20 protein-coding genes and 1 pseudogene are annotated in these 22214 nt (G+C 58.4%); 12 read left to right on the top strand and 9 right to left on the bottom strand.

Features of this window, described 5'->3' with window-relative positions:
- The first annotated feature begins 3 nt into the window (after positions 1-3).
- Positions 4-375 (top strand): hypothetical protein, encoded by a 372-nt coding sequence (locus ACF8YQ_RS17860; protein ID WP_396622195.1) that lies wholly within the window; start codon positions 4-6, stop codon positions 373-375.
- Between the two features lie 121 nt (positions 376-496).
- On the opposite strand, the pseudogene ACF8YQ_RS17855 reads toward ACF8YQ_RS17860, so the two are convergent.
- The 4 genes and pseudogenes from ACF8YQ_RS17855 to ACF8YQ_RS17840 all read right to left on the bottom strand — a co-directional run.
- Positions 497-664 (bottom strand): annotated as a pseudogene (locus ACF8YQ_RS17855) (glyoxalase); the annotation flags it as partial.
- 39 nt (positions 665-703) lie between these two features.
- On the bottom strand, positions 704-1153 hold the full coding sequence (locus ACF8YQ_RS17850; RefSeq protein ID WP_396622194.1) for a hypothetical protein: 450 nt from the start codon (positions 1151-1153) through the stop codon (positions 704-706).
- Positions 1146-1703 carry a hypothetical protein gene (locus tag ACF8YQ_RS17845; protein ID WP_396622193.1) on the bottom strand — a complete coding sequence of 186 codons (558 nt, stop codon included), beginning with the start codon at positions 1701-1703 and terminating at the stop codon, positions 1146-1148. Before ACF8YQ_RS17845 ends, ACF8YQ_RS17850 begins: the two co-directional genes overlap by 8 nt.
- 69 nt (positions 1704-1772) lie before the next feature.
- Positions 1773-2945, bottom strand: a complete 1173-nt coding sequence (locus tag ACF8YQ_RS17840) for an MFS transporter (protein WP_396622192.1) — start codon at positions 2943-2945, stop codon at positions 1773-1775.
- Between the two features lie 127 nt (positions 2946-3072).
- On the opposite strand from ACF8YQ_RS17840, the gene ACF8YQ_RS17835 reads away from it, so the two are divergent.
- Entirely contained in the window at positions 3073-4107 is a 1035-nt protein-coding gene (locus ACF8YQ_RS17835; protein ID WP_396622191.1) for a LysR family transcriptional regulator, read from the top strand.
- The gene (locus ACF8YQ_RS17830; RefSeq protein WP_396622190.1) at positions 4104-4478 is read left to right on the top strand and encodes a nuclear transport factor 2 family protein; all 375 of its coding nucleotides are present in this window, start codon (positions 4104-4106) and stop codon (positions 4476-4478) included. Before ACF8YQ_RS17835 ends, ACF8YQ_RS17830 begins: the two co-directional genes overlap by 4 nt.
- Positions 4479-4517: 39 nt before the next feature.
- Here the strand turns inward: ACF8YQ_RS17830 and ACF8YQ_RS17825 are convergent, their stop codons facing one another.
- Entirely contained in the window at positions 4518-5735 is a 1218-nt protein-coding gene (locus ACF8YQ_RS17825; protein ID WP_396622189.1) for a GGDEF domain-containing protein, read from the bottom strand.
- 160 nt (positions 5736-5895) lie between these two features.
- Here ACF8YQ_RS17825 and ACF8YQ_RS17820 point away from each other — a divergent pair, with 160 nt between their 5' ends.
- On the top strand, positions 5896-6303 hold the full coding sequence (locus ACF8YQ_RS17820; RefSeq protein ID WP_206854437.1) for a GFA family protein: 408 nt from the start codon (positions 5896-5898) through the stop codon (positions 6301-6303).
- Between the two features lie 211 nt (positions 6304-6514).
- On the opposite strand, the gene ACF8YQ_RS17815 is transcribed toward ACF8YQ_RS17820, so the two are convergent.
- Positions 6515-9118 (bottom strand): EAL domain-containing protein, encoded by a 2604-nt coding sequence (locus ACF8YQ_RS17815; protein WP_396622188.1) that lies wholly within the window; start codon positions 9116-9118, stop codon positions 6515-6517.
- Positions 9119-9271: 153 nt separating this feature from the next.
- Positions 9272-10081: an enoyl-CoA hydratase-related protein gene (locus tag ACF8YQ_RS17810; protein WP_396622187.1), complete on the bottom strand. Its 810-nt coding sequence runs from the start codon at positions 10079-10081 to the stop codon at positions 9272-9274.
- A gap of 196 nt (positions 10082-10277) precedes the next feature.
- Between ACF8YQ_RS17810 and betI the strand changes: the two genes are divergently transcribed.
- From betI to ACF8YQ_RS17775, 7 genes are all read left to right on the top strand, one after another.
- On the top strand, positions 10278-10871 hold the full coding sequence (gene betI, locus ACF8YQ_RS17805) for a transcriptional regulator BetI (RefSeq protein ID WP_023008748.1): 594 nt from the start codon (positions 10278-10280) through the stop codon (positions 10869-10871).
- A 62-nt stretch (positions 10872-10933) separates the two neighbouring features.
- Positions 10934-12403: a betaine-aldehyde dehydrogenase gene (gene betB, locus ACF8YQ_RS17800; RefSeq protein WP_396622186.1), complete on the top strand. Its 1470-nt coding sequence runs from the start codon at positions 10934-10936 to the stop codon at positions 12401-12403.
- A gap of 27 nt (positions 12404-12430) precedes the next feature.
- Positions 12431-14116: a choline dehydrogenase gene (gene betA, locus ACF8YQ_RS17795; RefSeq protein WP_396622185.1), complete on the top strand. Its 1686-nt coding sequence runs from the start codon at positions 12431-12433 to the stop codon at positions 14114-14116.
- Positions 14117-14287: 171 nt separating this feature from the next.
- Positions 14288-15544 carry a BCCT family transporter gene (locus ACF8YQ_RS17790; protein WP_369612520.1) on the top strand — a complete coding sequence of 419 codons (1257 nt, stop codon included), beginning with the start codon at positions 14288-14290 and terminating at the stop codon, positions 15542-15544.
- Between the two features lie 196 nt (positions 15545-15740).
- Entirely contained in the window at positions 15741-16304 is a 564-nt protein-coding gene (gene ahpC, locus ACF8YQ_RS17785; RefSeq protein ID WP_011787240.1) for an alkyl hydroperoxide reductase subunit C, read from the top strand.
- 222 nt (positions 16305-16526) lie between these two features.
- Positions 16527-18092, top strand: a complete 1566-nt coding sequence (gene ahpF, locus ACF8YQ_RS17780) for an alkyl hydroperoxide reductase subunit F (RefSeq protein ID WP_396622184.1) — start codon at positions 16527-16529, stop codon at positions 18090-18092.
- Positions 18093-18262: 170 nt separating this feature from the next.
- Complete coding sequence (locus tag ACF8YQ_RS17775; RefSeq protein WP_396622183.1) at positions 18263-19078, top strand: alpha/beta fold hydrolase; 816 nt, start codon at positions 18263-18265, stop codon at positions 19076-19078.
- On the opposite strand, the gene ACF8YQ_RS17770 is transcribed toward ACF8YQ_RS17775, so the two are convergent.
- Positions 19065-19733, bottom strand: coding sequence for a transglutaminase family protein (locus tag ACF8YQ_RS17770; protein WP_396623330.1), 669 nt, complete (start codon positions 19731-19733; stop codon positions 19065-19067). The two genes, ACF8YQ_RS17775 and ACF8YQ_RS17770, sit on opposite strands and share 14 nt — an antisense overlap.
- A 187-nt stretch (positions 19734-19920) precedes the next feature.
- Between ACF8YQ_RS17770 and ACF8YQ_RS17765 the strand changes: the two genes are divergently transcribed.
- Positions 19921-21087, top strand: coding sequence for an ABC transporter substrate-binding protein (locus ACF8YQ_RS17765; RefSeq protein ID WP_396622182.1), 1167 nt, complete (start codon positions 19921-19923; stop codon positions 21085-21087).
- 41 nt (positions 21088-21128) lie between these two features.
- Here ACF8YQ_RS17765 and ACF8YQ_RS17760 read toward each other — a convergent pair whose 3' ends face one another.
- Positions 21129-22160 (bottom strand): histone deacetylase family protein, encoded by a 1032-nt coding sequence (locus ACF8YQ_RS17760; protein WP_396622181.1) that lies wholly within the window; start codon positions 22158-22160, stop codon positions 21129-21131.
- Between the last annotated feature and the right edge of the window lie 54 nt (positions 22161-22214).

Genomic DNA, 22214 nt, shown 5'->3' with positions numbered 1-22214 from the left:
GCTGTGAAAGAGCAATATCTCTGTGTCTCCTGTGAACGTTCCTTCCCTACAGGAGATGCTGTTGATGGCGGTGATCAGGGTTTTCAGAATGGTTTTCTCTGTCCTTTTTGCAGCGCCAATTTGAGTGAGGCAGGTGAGTCGGACGACATCCTTCATCTACGGTTCGGCCCCGTCTATTATCTGACCATGATTTTGGTGTTTTTGGTGGTCATTGGCGAGGTTGTTCAGATTTCGGTCAGTTCAAACTCCTACATCAACGATTTTTGCACTTTCATAATCCTGTCTGCGATCCCAACGGTCCCGTTTCTAATCGTGAATCGGAAATCCGTTTTTGGAACCAGGACGATCTACACTCGTACAATTGATGGCCAGTAGCGTAAAGGCGGCGCCACTGTCGCTGGCGACCCACTACGCCGTCCCCAAGCAGGCTAGGGCGGCATCCACGAAACGTCCTTAACGCCCCGCCGTATGCCGCCTCGAATGGTCTCAGCCTCTATCAGTAGGCGCCTTCACTGTATATCAGCTCGTAGCTGTGGCTGTAGATCTCTACGATGTTCCCAAACGGGTCTTCGATGTAGATCATGCGGTAGGGCTTCTCGGCCGGGTAATAGTAGCGCGGTTTTTCCATGCGCTTTTTACCACCCGCAGCCACAATCCGCTCTGCCTACGCATGCCGTAGAGGCCTTTCGGGCCCTCTCCCAATCTATTGAATCAGGGTATTGTGATGCTGGCTAGCGGGCCGGCGACAAAGGGTGTCACACCGTCTCACTCGATAGTGACCATACACCAGGCCCAGACATGCCAGCGCAGGGAAAGTCACCCCGGCAAAGTCCACAAGCAGGTATTCAGGGCCGCACATGCCCACAGCGACTTCCACGACATGGAAAACCGCATGGCCGACCAGCCAAGTGGTGGGTAGCCACCAGAGCAGCAGCCGCTGTTGGCTGTTAATGGCGCCATAGACGAAGGCCACCCCCATCAACAGGTATTGAATGCCAATGTCCCGCACAAAGTGCTGATTGAATGATCCCCGCACTGGTACGCCAGGTACGGTCCAATACCAGGATTCGGGCGCCACAAGCATGAACACGCCGTTGGCGAAGAGAGCCAGCCCGATGGCAAACGCTATCACGGTGATCAGTTGCTTAGCCATGCTGCGCCTCCGCTGATCGGGTGGGGACCAGGGTGTGGTCATTGACCTGGACACCGCTGCAGGCGTGTCCGTAGCCCAGGGTGTATTTCAGTGCCGGGTAGACCCGGGACGAACTGATGCTATAGGCGATGGCGATCAGGCCTTTGCTGCCCCACAGGGCGCGGATCTGCTCCCGCAACTCGTCAGCGTCCGGGTTATGGGACAGCACCAGCTCGGTAAAGCGAGCCACCAGGGCGGTGCTTTCCGGCAGGTTGTCCAGATCCATATCCACCAAGGCACGAACCCGATCCGGGTTCACCTTGGCTTCCAGCGCCATGTTGACCACCAGTTGCGTGCAGGGGCCGCAATCGTCCCAGATGATCGCCCTGACCCTGGCGGCAAACAGGGGTTCCGCAGGGACTTTCGCTGAATGGGCCGCCATCATCTGGAAGCCCAGGTATTTCAGGAACGCTGGTAGGTCGGTCTGCAGGATCTCCTGCAGGTAGCGAACGTCATAGTCGTATCGCCGGTGCATGGCCATCAGCATCTTGTTCAAGAGATATCGAATCATGTTGCTACCTTCTGTGACGTAGGGTGTTGATATAAGGAATGACGAATCAGGGTGTCGGGTTGTGTCCGACTATTGAGACAGCGATACGGTGCTTACCGGAGCGTCCTGGGCCTGAACGGGTCGTAACAGCAGCACAAAGCTCATGAAGAAAATGCCTGCACAGCTGTAGAGCATGACCGAAAAGCTGCCGCGCTCGAGCAGGCTGGCTGCGAGTAGGGGACCGGACGCCAGTCCGACGTAGGCGGTGAGGCCGGCCATGGTCGAGAGTCGCCCGGTGCGGTCCATGTCTGCGGTAACCGCGAGCAGGAACGATTGCACCGCGGGCCAGGCGAAGAACAACAGCGCCATCGCCGCCACAAAGAGGGTGGTGTGTTGGGCGTAGTCCAGCAGAACAGCGGCAACCATCGACATGGCTAGACCGGTGGCTACCCAGAACAGGCGGCCAAAGCGCTTGCCACTGATCACCGGTAGCATGGCACCCAACAATCCCAGCAAGCCGGTCGCGGCGATGTACTGGCTGACCGGTTCGGCCGCCATGCCCGCATCACGGCCGATCAGTCCCACGTAGGCCCAGATCCCGCTGGCCGCCACCTGATAGCCGAGGATGGCCAGCAGCAGGAGCGTCGTGTTGGCAGGCAAGGGGGGGGATGGTTCGACTGGACGGTTACCAAGTTGCAGGGTGGGCAGGAACGGCAGGAAAATCAGGCTCAGGGCAGCCAGGGTAGCCATCACGTAGAACACGGCGTGGGGGCCAAGGACGGTTTCCAGTCCCGGCAGCAGATAGATAACCACGGAGCCCAGGCTGAACTGGACGAACATCAACAGGCCGAATGCCCGGTCGGGGTCGTTCAATCGTGCCAGCACCGCAAGCCCAATGCCGACACAGAGCCCACCCAGCACGCCGGCGCTAAAGCGCCAGCCGAGCAGCAGCGGGTAGGGCTCCACCCAGGCGGTGGCCAGATCAACCATGGCCAGTAGCGCAAGGAAGGTCAGCATGGCGTATTGCCATCGCACTCGGGGTATCAGGACGATTGCAATGGCAAGGCCCAGTAAGCCGCCGTACCCGTTGATCGCGACGATCTGCCCGGCCTGGGCGTCCCTGAATCCGATGTTTTCCGCGAGCGCGTTAACGACTCCGGGAAGGAAGTTGATATAGGCAAGGCCTGCCATGGCAACAAATGCCAGCAGGCAATAGGCCAGGGTGCCGGTGGTGGCTATGGGATTTGGATCATGGTGTTTCAACGGTTTTCCCCAGACAGGTGCGTGGTTGGTTAACGAATTCTAGGCACCTGAAAAGTCGGGAAAATCCGCTTGTTATCCCAAACAGTCGTGAATATTGTTCATGATTCTTTGTTGCTATACTGGGTTGATGGACAAGTTTCGGTCACTGGAGATCTTTATTGCCACTTGTGATGGTGGCAGTTTCGCGGCGGCGGCCAGGCTGTGTGGCAGCGATCCGTCCACCGTCAGCAAGGCCATTGGCCGCCTGGAGGCCCAGTTGGGGCTGACGCTCTTCCAGCGTTCAACCCGGCAACTGCGAATTACCACCGCCGGTGAGCGTTACGCCAACACCGTACGCAAGATGATGCAGGAACTCTCCGGTTGTGAAGCGGAGCTCAAGCAGATCAACCGCTCACCCAGCGGCACCCTGCGCATCAGTTCCGCCGTCTGCTACGGCCACCTCTATCTTCGCCCCTTGTTGCGGGCGTTTTGCCTACAGTATCCGGACATCCGTCTGGAGCTCGAAATCAATGACCTGCATGTGGATATCATCGACAACGACATCGATGTGGCACTGCGAACCGGCTATGTAAAGGACAGCCGTCTGGTGGCCCGTCGCCTCAGCCCGATGGATTTTCTGGTCTGCGCGGCGCCCATGTATCTGGAGGAGTACGGTACACCCCGTTGCCGCGAAGACTTTCACTCGCACCCCTGGATTGGTTTTCGCATCAAGGAAACGCGGCAGCTCCAGCCAATCTACCTGCCCGATGAGTCAGGGGAGTACCAGCCCTATGAACTGGAACGCCGCTATCTCACGGATGATGGTGAAGCCATGGCCTACATGTGTGCCGACGGTATGGGCTTTGCCCAGTTGCCTCACTTCCTCGCCAAGGAAGGGCTGGAAAGTGGTGCTCTGGTGTCGCTTTACCCATACTTCCGCCCCCCGGATCCGGGCAGCGGTGTCTTCGCCATTTACCCCAAACGTGATTACCTGCCCGCCAAGGTTCGGGTGTTCATCGATTTTCTGAACGACGCACTGGCTGCCCGGGGCGAAAATGCCAACCATACCTGGGCGGAGAACTGGCCGCCGGTTGTGCCAGAGGGGCTTTCCAGGGCTAGGCATAGCGACGCCTGTGGCATTGAGGCTTCGCCTTCATTTCTAAAGACAAGGATCAGTCCATGAACCAGGAAGCTTTGATAAAAGTACGAGAAAACTGGTACTCAGCGTTTTTCTCGGGTGACGTTGAGCACCTTGCTCGGGTCCAGGCAGACGGTTTCACCGTCATGACCGAGCGTGGTGTCCAATCCAAGAAATCCCAGATCGACGCGATCTCCTCAGCCAAGCGTAATGGAACCTGGTTTCCCCACGGCGGACAAAAACACGATACGGAGTTAACCATCCAGGGCTCTGATGGCGGCGCCTTAGTCACTGGTCAGGGGTACACAATCTCTGGTCAATCCCAAGGGCCGGTAGTCGCGTTCTCCGAAACCTGGGAGTGGGATGGTGCTGTTTGGCGGGTTGTCAGTCTGAGCTACAGCGCAGTCAGGAACTAAAATAAACAAGGCAGGCGCAGCGGCCCATACTCTTCGGGCCTATGGCTGCGCACTCAGCATCTGCCCCGGTTGAACGTTCTGGCCTTCCGTTACCAGATAGACAACGCGGTTACGCCCCTGTTTTTTGGCGGCGTACAGCGCGTTGTCCGCACGGTGCAGCACGGCACTCCACTCGCGGTCACTGGAATCGTAGTGAGCCACTCCGAAACTGGCCGAGAGCGTCAAACAGACATCATCACCAATCGTGATCTGGGTGTCTGCCGTTTTGGCTCTGAGTTTCTCCGCCACCTCCAATCCCTGCTCGGTGTCTTTACCAGGCAACAGCAGAACAAATTCTTCGCCCCCGAAACGCGCCACCACGTCGTGCTTTCGTATGTGCTCTTTGAGCGTATTGGCAAAGCGCCTCAATACCTCATCGCCTACATGATGGCCGTACTCGTCATTCACGTTTTTGAAGTGGTCCAGGTCGCACATGATAATGGCGAAGGGCGCACCTGAACGCTGCGCTCGGCTGAACTCAATGTCACAACATTCGTCGAATGCCCGCCTGTTGTAGAGCCCCGTTAATGGATCAATCCTGGCGATTTCGGAGAGTTCATCCTGCAACTCATCGGACGCCATCCATATCGTGCAGAAGGATGACAGAATAACCAGTAGTTCTCCGGCAATGATCGTCAGGGCGCTGAGCAACCCAGCCCTCATGAAATCTTGAGGCGGTATGGCGTAGAACGACCAGAAAAAGCGGAAAATAAACAAGCTACTCATCAGCAAAAACATGGCGATGAGCATTTTGGCGACCATGCGGTTGCGGATGTCTCGGTGTTTCAGCAGTCCGCTGGCACCGATCAGGCAGATCGCTGCACAGACCATAGAGAAGGTCTGTATACGAATATTTATATCTGGAATATGAAAGGTATAGAAATACAGTAAAGCAGCAAGCAGGACCACCAGTGTGGTGCTCAGCCAGCGCTCATGGCGCAGCGTGATACCCAGGAAATGAAACAGTCCCCGGTATATCAGCACTAAGCCCATAATGATTGCGATATTGGCAATCACGATGGACAGGAAATCGTAGATTACATGGCGCAGGCCGAGCAGCACACAGCCACCGCCGATCAGAAAATAGCCTGCGCCCATGGTTCGGATTCCGGAGAACTTGGTATGTTCTCTGGAATAAGCAAACATACCAAGACCGAACACCAGGCTGAACAGCATTAATGTCAGGCTCAGGGTGCGAAAATCAAGCTGAATAGCCATGGGCTTTCCTGTAAAAAAATGGCAGCAGCGCCTGCGCTCCACTGAGGTCCATTGTAGCTGTTAAGCCTGCGCCATGCAGCCAGTTGGTGGTGCCTTTGCCGAAGCTTTGCATGCATGCGAACACCGGTTGATACCTTGAATAATGAAGGGAGGAAATGCGATGACGGATTATGTTGGCTCTTGCCTGTGTGGCGCCGTGAAGTTCGAGGTGCACGGAGACTTCGACAGCTTTTACCTGTGTCATTGCCGGTATTGCCAGAAGGACACCGGGTCTGCCCACGCGGCAAACCTGTTCTCCCAGTCGGCCCGGCTGGTCTGGCTGGCGGGCGAGGAGGCGGTGGCCTCCTTTACGCTCCCGGGCACCCGGCACCAGAAGTGTTTTTGCCGGACCTGCGGTTCGGCAGTGCCCAACACCCATATTCCGGGTTTGCTGGTAGTGCCCGCCGGGTGTCTGGACTCGGAGCTCTCCCGGGTGCCTACCGCGCATCTTTTCACGTCGAGCCGGGCAGCCTGGGATCGCGCGCTGGGCGATGTGCCGGAGTTCCCGGGTTTACCGAAGGCGACTTGACGCAGGCTATAGTGCTGAAGGACGGCGGATGATGATCACGGTTTTGCTGAAGGGCCTGGTGGTCTGGGGCGGTATTCTGGTGCTGGCCTGGCTGGTGCTCATTTCATCGAAGATCCGGACCAGTTCAGGATAAGCCGGAATACGTGCAGTCCAATTTTGTGCGCGGCTATACCCGTATGAACGTCCGGCTGGGCAAGCGGGATGCGGCTGGTTAATCCGACCAGCTCGCGTTGCGACTTTCTTCAGGCTGCCGTTGTTTTTCCAGCCAGTCGACGGTGTCTGTCAGCGATTGCGGGCGGCACAGGCAGAAGCCCTGCAACAGGTCCGCGCCCATGGCTTTCAGGCGGGCGGCGTCCTGGCCGCTCTCCACGCCTTCGGCCACTACCTGATAGCCCAGGGTGTGGCCCATGGTGATGGCGGTCTCGACAATCACCCGGGCGCTGTCACTGGCCTGGATGTCGTGTACCAGGGTGCGGTCGAGCTTGAGTTCCGAGGCGGGGATCTGCTTCAGGTACGACAATGACGAATAGCCGGCCCCGAAATCGTCGATGGAGATACGCAGGCCCAGGGCGGACAGTCTGCCCAGTGCCTCCAGCCCCTTCTCAGGGTCGTCCATGGCGGCCGTCTCGGTGAGTTCCACGGTGACATGGCCGGCCTCCAGTTGATGCCGCGCCAGGCTCTGGGCGAACTGTTCTTCCAGTCCCGCCGAGAGCAGATCCCGCGCCGAGACATTGATGGCCATCCCCAGGCCTGGCTGTATCTTCTGCAGGGTACGGAGATCGCTCAGGGCCTGGTCGATGACCCAGTGAGTGAGCTGCGTGATCACCCCGGTTTTCTCTGCCAGCGGAATGAAATCAATCGGAGGTACCCAGCCACGCTCCGGGTGCTGCCAGCGGATAAGGGCTTCAAAGCCGATGATCTGCCCGCTGCGGAGATCCATTTTGGGTTGATAGTGAAGTTCGGTGGTGCCGCTGGTAAGGGCTTCCTTGAGGTCCGACATCAGGGTAAGCCGGCGCTCATCGTAGATATCGTTGCTGCGTGAGTAAAAGCCGGTTTCAAAGGGGCCGTGGGGCGCCATTTCCATACCGACATGGGCGTTGCGGATCAGTTCACTGGCTTTGCGGCCGTGCTCGGGATAACTGGCGGCCCCAAATCGTGGGTGCGGTTCAATGGCCAGGTGGTCCAGCAGTACCGGCTCGGCCAGTTGTTTGAGGGCCTGATCCAGGGGCTGAAAATTGTCGCCCGCCCGTTCCACGTCGACCAACAGGCCAAAGCTGTCGCCGGAGAGCTGGTATACGCGTTCCACACGGCCCTGTTGGTCGACACTGGTATGCAGCAGGGTGAGCTGTTCGGCCAGTGCGGACATATGCTCGGCGATGGACCGTAACAACCGCTCACTGCGCTCCAGGCCCAGGGTGCGGTTGATGTCTTTCAGGCGGGTAATACGGGCGACGCCGACCATGTAGCGGCGCTCCGGGTGGGCCCGAAGCTCTTCATCGATCATCCATTCAAACCGGTTCCGGTTGGGCAGGCCGGTAACCGGGTCGTGGCTCATGACGTCGTTCAGGCGGTCCTGGGCTTCGCTGTGGGCTTTTTCCTGTCGCAGGCTGTCGGCCTGGGCCCGTATTTTCTGTTCCCGCTCCCGGTACAGTCGGTCGGCGAGGGCCAGCGTGAGAATGAACGCTTCCAGCCCGGAGCCAATCTGCATGGCGTATTCGGTAAAAAAGGTTTCCGGAAACAGGCCCAGCGCGCGCCCGGAGGTGGCGAGCACACCGATGGTTAATGGGGTCCAGGCGAGGGTAAAGAATATGCCGGCACGCACGCCGGCGGCCCAGGCAATCGGGCCGGCGACCAGCAGCAGGGAAAAGAACACCAGCGCAGACACCGAGGCGAGCTGGATCCCGGTGTTGTAACTCATGAAAGGAACCGACACAAAATAGCTGATTTCAAACACCAGCATGGCAATGAGCGCCTTCCGTAACCGGGGGCTGTGCTGTCGCACCTTCAGGAATTCCATGCAGAACAGAATGGAAAACATGGCCAGGAATGGCATGGACAACATCAGTACATGGGCATGCAGGTCGGGCGCGTTGGGATAGAGGTGCTGGAATGAAAACCCGCGGATGGACGCAAAAAACGCCAGGTAGCCGAAAATGGCGAGCGCATAGAACAGGTAGAGCTTTTCCCGGAGCGTCAGGAAGACCGCCAGGTTGATCAGAATGATGACGGACAGGCAGCCGTAGTAGAAAAAATGCAGCTTCTGTTCATCAGCGACCGACTCGAAAAACTCGTGTTCGCGCCAGATGGTCAGGGGCAGCACCATGGTCCCCTGGGTGGCCACCCGAATCATCAGCGTGGTGGTCTCTCCGGGTTCCAGTGCAAACCGCAACAGGTTGTTGGGGTGGTTTACATCCCTGGGGTAAAAGGGCCGGGTATCCCCGGTTTCCAGTGTCCGTGTAACGCTGCCGCCATCCAGCAGATAAAACCGGACATTGTCCAGCTGGGAGTAGCCGAGTTCTGCCACCAGGTTGAGCCGGGTGTCGGCCGCATTTTCGACAGGGATTCGGAGCCAGTATGCGGAGGAGGTAATGCCCAGGGTGGCTTTGCCATCCGGCTGGCGGCTCCAGCGGGCGTCTGGCAGTGCCAGCACGTCCTGGAGGGAGGCAGACGCATCTGGATCTTCCCAGTACTGGAACTGGCTGGCAATGGGTTGTTCGGCGCTGATGACAACGGTTGGCGAATTGGCATAGGCGGCTTGGCTGCACAGAACGAGCAGTACAACCAGGACCGTGCGACATGCGTGTTGCAGGTTCACCAAAAGCCGACCTCGCTAGCCAACTCTGACATTGTTTATTGTTATGTCTACCCCGTCAGTCTAGCAATGCTGGGCCGCGAGGGAAGCGCCACGTGCGGTTTTTAATGTAGCAAAATGTGTCATATTGCTAAGTAATTGATGCTTCTTACGGTTTTACTGCTTCTTCCGGCTGAGCGCCTCCATCATGCGGTTGACGGCTTCCAGGTGTTCCGGTTCGTTGTGGCTCATGCCCTGGAAGCAGGCGCAGATATCCAGGAAATCCCGCAGTTCCGTGCGCTGGGCCATTTTCATCAGGCGCTTGGTCAGCCGGGTGGCCTTGGCGGGCTGCTGGGCAATGCTCCGGGCAAGTGTCATGGCCGCGTCCATTAGCTGATCGGCAGGCACCACGTCCATCACGATACCAAGCTGTCTGGCTTCGTTGGCGTCGATCACGCGGCCGGTCAGGGTCAGCTCAAACGCTTTCTGGTAGCCGATCAGGCGTTGAAGGAACCAGGCCCCACCGTCACCGGGAATGATGCCCAGATTCAGGAAGGTTTCGCCAAACTTCGCGTTGTCTGCGGCCAGGCGAAGATCCGCCATGTTGGCCAGATCAAATCCTGCGCCGATGGCGGGGCCGTTCACCGCCGCAATCACTGGCACTTCCACGGCGTCCAGTGCCAGGGGAATGCGCTGGATGCCCTTTCGGTAGCGCTCGGCGCATTCCGCCGGGTCGCCTGCGAAGTCCCCGCCCCGTTCGGCCATATCGCGAATATTACCCCCGGCACTGAAGGCCGAGCCTGCACCGGTGATCACCAGCACGGATACCTCCTCGCAGCGGTTCACCCACTCGGCGGTGGCAACAATATCGTCGATCAGATGGGAGCCGGTGAGCGCGTTGCGCAGGTCGTGGCGGTTCATGGTGAGCGTGGCCACTCGGTTTTCCAGAGTCAGCAGGGCATCGGTGAGTTGGGGCAGGGTACTCATAGTGGCTCCTTGTTGTTCGCGGTTGCCCCGATTGTGTCCTGACTGGCCGGCGGTTGCCAGCAACCTTTGGTGGAAGGCGCATCCAGTGTAATGAGGGGATGTGGTGGTTTTCTGATCAAATTTGAAATCCCTGTCACGTTTCTGTAGCCTTTAATTTAATTGAACGTTCAATTAATAAAGATTGGATGGAAAGCCCATGCCGAAAGTCGGAATGAAAGACACCCGCCGCCAGCAACTGATCGACGCCACCATGGAGTCCATCGCTGAACTGGGGATGCAGAACACCACGATCGTGAGCATCAGCAAGCGGGCGGGAATGTCGTCCGGCATCATCAGCCACTATTTCGGGGGCAAGCAGGGGCTGATTGAGGCCGCCTTGCGCTACCTGCTGGACCAGTTAGGCAAGGAGCTGCGGGAGCGCATGGCGAAAACCGATCGCTCACCGGCCCAGCGGCTGGACTGCATTATCGAGTCCAACTTTTCCGAGTTCCAGCGGTCGGCGCTGGCGGCGAAAACCTGGCTCAGCTTCTGGGCCCGCTCGATGCACGAGCCGGGGCTGAAGCGTTTGCAGCAGATCAACAACGCCCGGCTGTACAGCAACCTGCGTTATTCCTTCGCGCAAGTGCTGCCGCAGGCCGAGGCGACAGCGGCGGCCCGGCAAACGGCGGCGATGATCGACGGGTTCTGGTTGCGCAGCGCCCTGAGCCTGGACCCGGCCGAGAGCTTTGAAGCCGGCGAGCGGCTGTGCAAGCAGTTTGTCCACGAGACACTGGCCCGGGCTGGCGCCTGAGCCAATTTGAATTCCACGGCCCACAAGGCCTGAAGACACCGAACAGAGGTTACCAACGCGCTATGTCTGCATCTCTTCCTGTGGTTCAGAACTTTGTCCACGGCCGGTTTCTGGCCAACAGCACCGGCGAGACCTTCCCGGTGGTGAATCCGGCCACGGGCCAGGTGATCTATGAAGTGGAAGTGGCGGATGAGTCTGTGCAACAGGCCGCCATCGAGAGCGCCCGCGCCGGTTTTGCCCAGTGGGCCGCCACACCCGCCATTGAGCGCAGCCGCATTCTGCTGAACGCGGTGGCCTTGCTCCGCGAGCGCAACGACGAGCTGGCGGCAGTGGAAGTGCGTGATACCGGTAAACCCTGGCAGGAAGCGGAAGCTGTGGATGTGGTGACCGGTGCCGATGCCATTGAGTTCTTTGCCGGCCTGGCGCCGTCCATCGAAGGTAACCAGCAGGATCTGGGGGGCGATTTCTACTACACCCGCCGGGAACCGCTGGGCATCTGCGCGGGCATTGGAGCCTGGAACTATCCGATCCAGATCGCCTGCTGGAAGTCGGCCCCGGCCCTGGCCTGCGGCAACGCCATGATCTTCAAACCATCCGAAGAAACGCCCATGGGCGCGGTGAAGCTGGCGGAAATCTTTATCGAAGCCGGTGTGCCGGCGGGCGTGTTCAACGTGGTGCAGGGCGCTGCCGAAGTGGGCCAGTGGCTGACCCATCACCCGGAGATTGCCAAGGTGTCGTTCACCGGCGAGGTGGGCACCGGCAAGAAGGTGATGGCCGCCGCCGCGTCGTCGCTGAAAGACGTGACCATGGAACTGGGTGGCAAGTCGCCGTTGATCATTTTTGACGACGCGGACCTGGAGAACGCCATCTCCGCCGCCATGGTGGGTAACTTCTACACCCAGGGCGAGATTTGCACCAACGGTACCCGGGTGTTTGTGCACGAGGATCTCTATCCGCGCTTTATCGAGCGCCTGCTGGAGCGCACCCGCAAGAACATCAAGGCCGGTGACCCGATGAACCCGGACACCAACTTCGGCGCGCTGATCTCCAAAAAGCATCAGGAACTGGTGTTGGGTTACATCAGCAAAGGGCTGGCCGAAGGCGCCACGCTCAGCCACGGCGGTCGGGCCTTTGAGCCGGAGGATTCTCAGGGCGGCTATTTCGTGGAACCGACCATTTTCACCGACTGCACCGACGACATGACCATCGTGAAGGAAGAGATCTTCGGGCCGGTGATGTCTGTGCTCACCTTCCGCGACGAAGACGAGGTGATTGCCCGTGCCAACAATACCGATACCGGACTTGCCGCGGGTGTGTTCACCAATGATATCCGCCGGGCACACCGGGTGATTCACCAGATCCAGGCCGGCATCTGCTGGATCAACAGCTACGGTGCCTCCCCGGCGGAAATGCCGGTGGGTGGCTACAAACTCTCCGGTATCGGTCGTGAGAACGGGCGCGAGACCATTGCGCACTACACCCGGATCAAGTCGGTGTATGTGGGCATGGAAGACATCGACGCCCCGTTTTAACCCCGCAGGCCACAGAGGAGAACGCGTATGAAAGAAAACCAATACGACTACATCATTGTGGGTGCGGGCTCAGCCGGTTGTGTGCTGGCTAACCGTCTGACCGAGGACAGTGAAAACCGGGTGCTGCTGCTGGAAACCGGTGGCAGTGACAAGAGCATCTTCATCCAGATGCCCACCGCGCTGTCCATTCCCATGAACACCAAAAAGTACGCCTGGCAGTTCGAGACCGAGCCGGAGCCGTATCTGGACAATCGCCGCATGCATTGCCCCCGGGGCAAGGTGCTGGGTGGTTCGTCATCCATCAATGGCATGGTGTATGTCCGTGGCCATGCCCGGGATTTCGACGAGTGGCAGTCTGAAGGTGCCGACGGCTGGAGCTACCGTAACGTGCTGCCCTATTTCAAGAAGGCAGAAACCTGGGCCTTCGGCGGCGATGCCTACCGGGGGAGTTCCGGCCCCCTGGGTGTGAACAACGGCAACAACATGCGCAACCCGCTGTATACGGCGTTCATCCGGGCCGGCGTCGATGCCGGTTATCTGGAGACCGATGATTACAACGGTGCCCGCCAGGAAGGTTTTGGTGCCATGCACATGACCGTGAAGAACGGTCGCCGCTGGTCCACCGCCAACGCCTACCTACGCCCGGCCATGGCGCGGCCGAATCTGACGGTGGTCACCCATGCCCTGGTGCATAAGGTACTTCTGGAAGGGAAAACCGCCACCGGCGTGCGTTATGAGCAGGGTGGTCAGGTGCATGAGGCCAAAGCCGCCAAGGAAGTGATTCTGTCGGCCGGATCTATTGGCTCGCCACATTTGTTGCAGCTTTCGGGTATTGGCAAACGCGAAGTGCTGGAGCAGGCCGGTATTGAGGTGAAGCATGAGCTGGCGGGCGTGGGTGAGAACCTGCAGGATCACCTGGAGTTCTACTTCCAGTTCCGCTGCCAGAAGCCGGTCTCCCTGAATGGTAAACTGGACTGGTGGAACAAGCTCAAGATCGGGGTGCGCTGGATTCTGCGCAAGGATGGCCTGGGGGCCACCAACCATTTTGAGTCCTGTGGTTTTATCCGCTCCAAGGCCGGCGTTGAATGGCCGGACCTGCAATACCATTTCCTGCCGGCGGCCATGCGCTACGACGGCCGTGAAGCCTTTGATGGCGACGGTTTCCAGCTCCACATCGGTCACAACAAGCCGAAGAGCCGGGGTTTTGTGCATGTGCAGTCTGCCGACCCCAAACAGGCCCCGCGCATCCGTTTCAACTACCTGGAACACGAGGCCGACCGCGAAGGCTTCCGCGACTGCGTGCGCCTGACCCGGGAGATCATCAACCAGCCGGCCATGGACGAGTACCGCGGTGCAGAAATCCAGCCCGGTGTGGATGTGCAGAGCGATGAGCAGATCGATGCCTTCGTGCGCCAGGCGGTGGAGAGCGCTTATCACCCGTCCTGTTCCTGCAAGATGGGCACTGATGCGCTGGCGGTGGTAGACCCGGAAACCCGCGTGCGCGGTATCCAGAATCTGCGGGTGGTGGATTCGTCCATCTTCCCGACCATACCCAATGGCAACCTGAACGCGCCCACCATCATGGTGGCCGAGCGGGCAGCCGACCTTATCCGGGGCAGGGAGCCCCTGAAACCTTCGGACGCGCCGGTCTTCATGGATGACCAATGGCAGGCGCGCCAACGTCCGGGACAAGCGAAACGGTCGCTGGCCTAGCGACCGCAGTCCCGGCCCGGGTACGCAAGGTGCCCGGGTAGCAAGCCCTCAGGATTTCCCTATCAGCGCGACGGCATCCCGCCGTTTTCGGGCGACTGATAGGCAAGTCCTGGGTTTGTGTCCGATTCGAAAGAAGCAGCGCTTACAAAGTAGAGGAGGAACACCCATGCTGTGCACTACAATGACAAGGAACAACCAGAGGGGGATCGCATGACACTCTGGTTATCCACAGGCCTGATCTTTACCTTCGCCGCCATCGCCCTGATTCTGTATCGGTGGTGGGACATGCAGTGCATCGGCGTTACGCCGGTTCGCACGCTGACCTTCATTGCCATCCTGTTCACCTCCGGTCTGGATGTGGGGCTGATCATGTTCCCGCTCACCGAGTTCGGTGGTTACGGCAATGTCTCCGAAAACCCGGAATACGCCTTTGCCAACCCGCTGGCCATTGAGTTCGGGTTCTGGGCCTTTCTGATCTGGGGCTTCTATTTCCTGACCTGCTTCTACTTTGCCATCATTGAGCCGCGGGTTAAGTTCTTCGAGATTCCGATGGTGAAGCTGGTCAACAACGTGGTGATTATCGGCACCTGCGCGTTCACCGCTTACCTGCTGCTGGTGAATCTGCCCTGGTATCTGCCGCAACTGGGCGATGGTGAAACGGTGGTGCCGGCGTTCTACCTCATCGTGTTCCTGTCCATTGCGCTGGCGGTGTATTCCAGCTCCAAGGTCAAATACATCCGCATTCTGAGTGTTGGTTCCAGTGTGCTTTTCATTACCCTGATTGCGGGTATGTGGTTCCGGGCATTTGTTCTGGGTAAAGGCTCGCCGGCAGATTTCTTTGGCACCGCCGGCATGCTCGGTGAGTACTTTGCCAACATCCATCACTTTGTCCTGCCCATCAACGACTACCACGAGTTCTACCTGTTCTGGTGGTTTGCCTGGAGCATCATGATTGGTCAGTTCACCGCGCGTTTCGTGAGTGGGATCAAAACCTGGCAGTTGCTGATTGCCATGCTGGTTGTGCCGTCCGTTGCCATTGGCGTGTGGTTCAGCGTGCTCTATTACTATCACGCGGAGGGGCTGAAGATTGCCGCCTTCACCAACATCGCCATGATCTCGGTGGGCGTGTTGATGGTCATCAACTCCCTGGATTCCCTGATCCGGCTCTACACCGATAACCTGAACCTCACGGCGCAACGCCTGGGGCGGGTGAATTATGTGCTCTTCAACCTGGTGGCCATGGTCGGGCTGACCATGTTGTTCAAGCTGGATTTCCTGCGGATTCAGTGGGTGGGTGCGCTGGTGATTGCACTCTACTTTGGTTGCTTTGGTTATATACTGCTCAGGAAACGTTCAGAGGTGGCTGCCATCCAAACGTCACCAAAAGAAAATATTCTGGACTTCCGCAAGATTGAACTTGCAGGTTAAGGCCCCATATCAATGGCAGGTGGCTGAAGGCCCGGAAGGCTTTTGGCCGCCATGTTTAGCCGAAGTTGATGGCTGTATATAGGCTATGCCTATGCTGAGATTGGAAATAATCAATTTTCACTCAGATGGTCAAACCCGTATCTTGTGCATCGTTTCCAAACCATCAGTTAAATGAACCGACAGGAGTTATTCTGAGATGGGTATCGTTAACAGCGAAATCAAACCGTTCAACGCCACCGCATTCAAGCAGGGCGAGTTCGTAGAAATTTCTGAAGCCGACGTTAAAGGCAAGTGGGCCATCTTCTTCTTCTACCCGGCCGACTTCACCTTCGTGTGCCCGACCGAGCTGGGCGACGTGGCTGACAAGTACGAAGAGCTGCAGAAGCTGGGTGTAGAAGTGTTCTCTGTATCTACTGATACTCACTTCACCCACAAAGCATGGCACGACACTTCCGAGACCATCGGCAAGATCAACTACTACATGGTTGGCGACCAGACTGGCACCATCACCAACAACTTCGGTGTTATGCGTGAAGGCCAGGGCCTGGCAGACCGCGCCACCTTCCTGATCGATCCGGACGGTATCATCCAGGCTGTTGAAATCACTGCCGAAGGCATCGGCCGTGACGCAGACGACCTGCTGCGCAAGGTTAAAGCTGCCCAGTACGTTCGCAACCATCCTGGCGAAGTTTGCCCGGCCAAGTGGAAAGAAGGCGAAGAAACTCTGGCTCCGTCTCTGGACCTGGTTGGCAAGATCTAAGTTTCCCCGATTCGGTGAAACTTATAGAAAGGCCCGCACTGCGGGCCTTTTTTGTATCTATCAATCGTTCCGACTGAGTTTTATAGGTATGGCCTATCATAAGGTTTGGGTCAATCAATTTGAGCAACGAACCGTCTGGCCGTATCTTATTCATAACTTCAGATAACGATTCATTATTGAATTCAGAAACTTAGTTTCACGACATAAAGGGGAATACCAAACATGTTGGATGCCAATATCAAAGGACAGTTGAAGGCCTATATGGAAAAGCTGCAGCAGCCGATTGAGCTGGTGGCAGCCTATGACGACAGCAAGAAGTCCGAGGAGCTCAAGCAGCTGCTGGAAGAAATCGAGCCGATGTCCGAGAAGATCAGCCTGCGGACCGAGGAATCGACGGAGGTGCGTCGTCCGTCCTTCGCCATCAACCGTGTTGGTACCGACATTGGCGTTCGCTTTGCCGGTATTCCCATGGGTCACGAGTTCACCTCGCTGGTGCTGGCCCTGCTGCAGGTGGGTGGCCACCCATCCAAGGCGTCTCAGGACGTGATTCAGCAGGTCCAGGAGCTGGAAGGCGAGTTTGAGTTTGAAACCTACTTCTCGCTGTCCTGCCAGAACTGCCCGGACGTGGTTCAGGCGTTGAACCTGATGAGCGTGCTGAACCCGAATATCAAACACACCTCCATTGACGGCGCCCTGTTCCAGGACGAAGTTGAGCAGCGTGAAGTGATGGCGGTACCCAGTGTGTACCTGAATGGCCAGCCCTGGGGCCAGGGCCGGATGACAATGGAAGAGATTGCCGCCAAGCTGGATACCAATTCGGCGGAAAAAGAAGCCCGCAAGATCAACCAGAAAGATGCGTTTGAGGTTCTGGTGATCGGTGGTGGCCCGGCAGGTTCCGCCGCTGCTATCTATGCCGCACGAAAGGGCATTTCGACCGGTATCGCGGCTGAGCGTTTTGGTGGCCAGGTGGCTGACACCATGGGCATCGAAAACCTGATTTCCGTGCCTTACACCGAAGGCCCGAAACTGGTGGCGGCCATGGAGCAGCACGTCAACGAATACGACGTCGACATCATGAACATGCAGCGTGCCGAGAAACTGATTCCGGCCGCGCAGACCGGAGGCCTGCACGAGGTGCGTCTGGCCAATGGCGGCTCTCTGAAAGCTCGCACGGTGATTCTGTCCACCGGTGCCCGCTGGCGCCAGATGGGTGTGCCGGGAGAGGAAGAGTACCGCAACAAGGGCGTGGCCTACTGCCCGCACTGCGACGGCCCGCTGTTCAAAGGCAAGCGCGTAGCGGTGATTGGCGGTGGTAACTCCGGCGTGGAAGCGGCCATCGACCTGGCAGGTATTGTCGGCCACGTGACGCTGATCGAGTTTGGCGAGCAGATGCGTGCCGATGAAGTGCTGCAGAAGAAACTGCGTAGCCTGAACAACGTGAAGATCATTACGTCTGGCCAGACCACGGAAGTGGTGGGTACCGATGGCAAGGTCAGCGGCCTGAACTACACCGACCGTACCACCGGTGAGTCGCATCACGTTGAGCTGGAAGGCGTGTTTGTTCAGATCGGCCTGGTGCCGAACACCGAGTGGCTGAAAGGCGACATCGAACTGAGCCAGCACGGCGAGATCATCGTAAATGACCGTAACGAGACTTCGATCCCGGGTGTGTTCGCGGCAGGCGATGCCACCACCGTGCCCTACAAGCAGATCGTGATCTCGATGGGTGAAGGTTCCAAGGCTGCCCTGAGCGCCTTCGACTTCCTGATCCGTAACTCTGCTGAGTAAGTTGTTCACACAGGCCTGAATTCAGGCTGACCCCTGAAACCGGCGCCCACGGGAAGTGGGCTGCCGGTTTTTTTATGTCGTCTAAGCCGGTGGATAAGCCGGGCTGAATCCGCCACACTTGAAAACATTCATCATTGATCTTTTTTCCGACCTGCATAGAAGGGCTGTGTGTGAGCGTTTTGATCAGAAACCGGGTGACCATTCGCGGGCGTGGCGACCATACTCTGGTCTTCGCCCATGGTTTTGGTTGCGACCAGATGGTCTGGGAAGATGTGCTGCCGGCGTTTGAAAACACCTATCGAGTGGTTGCGTTTGATCACCTTGGCTGTGGCCGATCCGATCGTCGAGCCTACCGCACGGATCGCCATGGCAGTTTGCGGGGCTATGCCCTGGATTTGCTGGATGTGATAGATGCTGTGTCAGATCAGCCGGTCACCCTGGTGGGCCATTCGGTCAGCGGCATGATCGGGTTCCTCGCGGCCATTCTGTTGCCCGACCGTTTCAGGCACATCATTGCCGTTGGCCCTTCGCCTCGTTACACCAACGACGGCGAACATTACGTGGGCGGTCTGGACAAAGACGCGGTGCTGGCCATGCTGGACTGGATTGAAACCGACACCGAAGCCTGGGCCAGTGATCTGGCGCCCCTGGTGATGGAAAACAGTCACCGCCCGGAGCTGACGGAACGGCTGATCCGCAGTTTTCTGGCCACAGACCCGGTGTTATTGCGCCGGTTTGCTGAAGCCACTTTCCTTTGTGACTATCGCAGTGAGCTGAGCAAGGTCTCGGTACCAGTCGATATTCTGTATACCATTTCCGATGCGGTGGTGCCTGTGTCGGTGGTCAGTTATATGGCCAAACGCCTGCCTGATGTGCATTGCACGGCGTTGCAGGCGCATGGCCATTACCCTCAGCTCAGCGCGCCGGGTGAACTGATACAAGCCATCGAGCAGTCGCTCACCAGACGGGACACTAGCGCCCGGTGATGTCCTGTTCCAGGCTGCCGTTCATGCCCGCGGGCTGTCCGTCGGCCTCAAACAGATGGCCATAGGCCCGGCGAACGCAGTCAACGATGAAATCGAAGGGCACATCGTCGAACACGCCGTGATCGTTGATGTATTCCATATGCGCCTGGCCGTCCTCCGTGAATTCCTGGAAGACCGAGTCGTTCACCCCATCAAACGGCAGGGGCTCCACCTTCATCAGCTCGCATAACTGTCGGTTGAAGGCCGGTGTGGCTTTCACCCAGCGACCATTGAGATACAGCTCGATAAAGCCGTGCATGCGGAAAATGTCGGAACGCAGCCACTCAATCAGCTTCGGGCTGGACAGATGGTTACGTACATCCGCCAGGCCCAGCCGGCTGGGAATGCCGATGGAGCGGGCTGCGGCACCCAGCAGCACGGCTTTGGGAATGCAGTAGGTTTCGCCCGATTCCAGCGCGTAACTGGCCGAGAGCGTGCGTGGCTCGGTTCTGAACACGTAGGGGTTGTACTGGATGCTGTCGCGCACCGCCAGATACAGCGCCTTGATTTGTGCCACCGGGTCGTCCGCTACGCCGGCCAGGTGCTGCTGACCCCAGGCCTCGACGGCGGGATGGTCGTAGTCGAAGAAGGGGGTGGCTCTCAGGTAGTTTTCCATTCCGGGCATCCAGAGTTTGCGCATGGTTGGCTGATGATCTCCCGATTAGCAAGCTACAGGCAATGACATTTTCCACCAATCCGGGTGACCAGAGGCACCGGGTTCGATCATCTGGGCAGAGGTCGATGCGGATACCGTATTATTCGTTATACTGACCGGCAAGATTTGCCGACGGCTAAGGAACTGCATGGTTTTACGTGTTGTACTGATGATCAGCCTGTTTCTGGGCACCGTTAGTCGGGTGGCGGATGCGGATACGCTCCCAAATCCGAGTGCGTCGGACAGGCTCCCGAATGTGGTGTTCCTGTCACCGGATACCTCCCGTTTCTGGCACATGGTTGCAGGATTCATGGAGCAGGTGGCTGCGGACCTAGAGGTTGAGTTTGACGTCCTGTTCGATGAGGGGCGGCATCGGCTCAGTTATCTGAAGCTGGTCCAGCAAGTTCTCAGTCGGGAGGATAAACCTGATTACCTGATTATCATGTGGAAGGATCAGGTAACCACTCAGATACTGGAGTACGCGCGCCAGCACAAGGTTAAGGTGTTCTCGTTCAACACCGCGGTCCCAGAGGCTGCGCGCGAGAAAGTGGGGTCCGCGCCCAGGGAAAAAGTGGAGAACTGGATTGGTCATCTGGGGGTAGATAATGTCTCCGGTGGTCAAAAACTGGCCAGGCTGCTCGAACAACGGGCACTGGAACTCACTCTGATCCAGCCCGGGCAGCCGGTGCCCATCGTTGCGCTGACAGGAACCCTGGATTCTTCTGCGGCTCGTGATCGCAGTCTCGGGCTGCTTGAGGCGACGGATGGGGCAGGCTCGGAACTGTTGCAGTCTGTTCGTGCCGACTGGAGCGAGCTGGAGGCGAGAGACAAGACATCGGTGCTGTTGCGGCGGTATCCGAATACGGCTGCAATCTGGAGCGCCAGCGATGGCATGGCGCTTGGCGCCATGGATGCTGCCAGGCGCGCGGGCTTACGTCCCGGCAATGACTTGGTAGTGGGTGGCATTGACTGGGAGCCGGAAGCGCTTGCGGCGATTCGCGCGGGCGATCTGTATGTCAGTCTTGGCCGGCATTTCATGGGTGGAGGGCTGGCGTTGTTGCTGGTGCACGACTATCACCGGGGATACGATTTTGCAGATAGCGGACAATCGGCCTCGATGCACTACCAGTTTCAGGCTGCGACTGCCGACAACGTGGACGACATCGCTCACATGCTTGCGCCGGAAAACTGGAAAGCTGTCGATTTCCGGGCTTTCAGTCGGGTGTTCAATTCACAGCTCCGCGAGGTGCCTGTGAGTGCCGAGCGATTAATGGACGGCTTTTCGGCGGCGTTGATGAAACAGGGCGGCAGATAGCGCACCGGAGGAAGGGGCTCCCTCCGGTCGGCCAGTATTACTCAGGGTTTTCCCTCAAAGCCCTGCATGACATTGACCGCATTTACGCCAATGGCGTCCACATCGTAGCCGCCTTCCATGGTAAACACGGTGGGCAAACCCAGCTGCGCCAGGCGCTGCCCCAGGCTGAGGTAGTCTTCCGACGCCAGCTTGAAGAACGAGATGGGGTCGTGCTCGAAGGTGTCCACGCCCAGCGCCACCACCAGGGCATCGGGCTTGAACACTTCAATGCGCTCGCAAGCGGTTTCCAGGCGCTGGCTCCAGGTGCTGTAGGGTGTGCCAGGCGGATAGACGATGTTCAGGTTGTAGCCTTCGCCGGTACCTTCTCCGAGCTCGTCTTCAAACCCGAGAAAGTGCGGGAACACCAGATCCGGGTCGCCGTGCAGGCTGATGGTGAGCACATCGGCCCGGTCGTAGAAAATGGCCTGGGTGCCATTGCCGTGGTGGAAGTCCACATCCAGGACAGCAACCTTGCCATAGCCCTGGTCCCGGAACGCCTGGGCCACGATGGCGGCGTTGTTGAAGAAGCAGTAGCCGCCGAACAGGTCGGCGTGGGCGTGGTGCCCTGGTGGCCGGCACAGTGCGAAAGCGGCGCGCTCCCCGTCGGCCACCAGTTTCTGGGCGGTCAGGGCCACGTTGGCGGAAGCCCGGGCGGCTTCCCAGGTGCCCTCCGAGATCGAGGTTTCGGCGGCAAAGCTGTAATAGCCCAGACGGCCATCGATGTCCTTGGGAATCCGGTGGCGCATGCCCCGGCCAGCCCACACCGCGGGAATGGCTTCGCCGGGTTTGCCCGCCGCCAGCCAGTCCTGCCAGCAGGTCTCCAGAAACGCCACGTAATCCGGTGTGTGCACGCGCTGGATCTGCGCCAGCCCGAACTCTTCCGGCTCCAGAATCTCGCCCAGGGCCTGGTCTTTCACCCTGGCCAGGATGGTCTCGGCCCTCGAAGGCTTTTCATGGGGTTCGATCAGCAGGCCGCCGTCCAGTTCGGTGCGCACGTGGCGCCTGCTGTGCAACGGGGAGAAGACGGTTTTCATAGGGCGCGAGTCCTTGATGTGAACGTGAAAGCACTCTGGCACAGCTTTGTGCGT

It is taken from the genome of Marinobacter sp. W-8, from assembly GCF_044342215.1.
Classification (GTDB): Bacteria; Pseudomonadota; Gammaproteobacteria; order Pseudomonadales; family Oleiphilaceae; genus Marinobacter; species Marinobacter nauticus.
Note: the sequence above shows the minus strand (reverse complement) of the source record. Positions and strands in the feature narration are given on the sequence as shown.

What these genes read in the sequence shown, in the direction of transcription:
- ACF8YQ_RS17850 (WP_396622194.1), bottom strand. Translation starts at nt 1,153, where the DNA reads ATGGCTAAGCAACTGATCACCGTGATAGCGTTTGCCATCGGGCTGGCT.
- ACF8YQ_RS17845 (WP_396622193.1), bottom strand. Translation starts at nt 1,703, where the DNA reads ATGATTCGATATCTCTTGAACAAGATGCTGATGGCCATGCACCGGCGA.
- ACF8YQ_RS17835 (WP_396622191.1), top strand. Translation starts at nt 3,073, where the DNA reads ATGGACAAGTTTCGGTCACTGGAGATCTTTATTGCCACTTGTGATGGT.
- ACF8YQ_RS17830 (WP_396622190.1), top strand. Translation starts at nt 4,104, where the DNA reads ATGAACCAGGAAGCTTTGATAAAAGTACGAGAAAACTGGTACTCAGCG.
- ACF8YQ_RS17825 (WP_396622189.1), bottom strand. Translation starts at nt 5,735, where the DNA reads ATGGCTATTCAGCTTGATTTTCGCACCCTGAGCCTGACATTAATGCTG.
- ACF8YQ_RS17820 (WP_206854437.1), top strand. Translation starts at nt 5,896, where the DNA reads ATGACGGATTATGTTGGCTCTTGCCTGTGTGGCGCCGTGAAGTTCGAG.
- ACF8YQ_RS17810 (WP_396622187.1), bottom strand. Translation starts at nt 10,081, where the DNA reads ATGAGTACCCTGCCCCAACTCACCGATGCCCTGCTGACTCTGGAAAAC.
- betI (WP_023008748.1), top strand. Translation starts at nt 10,278, where the DNA reads ATGCCGAAAGTCGGAATGAAAGACACCCGCCGCCAGCAACTGATCGAC.
- betB (WP_396622186.1), top strand. Translation starts at nt 10,934, where the DNA reads ATGTCTGCATCTCTTCCTGTGGTTCAGAACTTTGTCCACGGCCGGTTT.
- betA (WP_396622185.1), top strand. Translation starts at nt 12,431, where the DNA reads ATGAAAGAAAACCAATACGACTACATCATTGTGGGTGCGGGCTCAGCC.
- ahpC (WP_011787240.1), top strand. Translation starts at nt 15,741, where the DNA reads ATGGGTATCGTTAACAGCGAAATCAAACCGTTCAACGCCACCGCATTC.
- ahpF (WP_396622184.1), top strand. Translation starts at nt 16,527, where the DNA reads ATGTTGGATGCCAATATCAAAGGACAGTTGAAGGCCTATATGGAAAAG.
- ACF8YQ_RS17770 (WP_396623330.1), bottom strand. Translation starts at nt 19,733, where the DNA reads ATGGAAAACTACCTGAGAGCCACCCCCTTCTTCGACTACGACCATCCC.
- ACF8YQ_RS17765 (WP_396622182.1), top strand. Translation starts at nt 19,921, where the DNA reads ATGGTTTTACGTGTTGTACTGATGATCAGCCTGTTTCTGGGCACCGTT.
- ACF8YQ_RS17760 (WP_396622181.1), bottom strand. Translation starts at nt 22,160, where the DNA reads ATGAAAACCGTCTTCTCCCCGTTGCACAGCAGGCGCCACGTGCGCACC.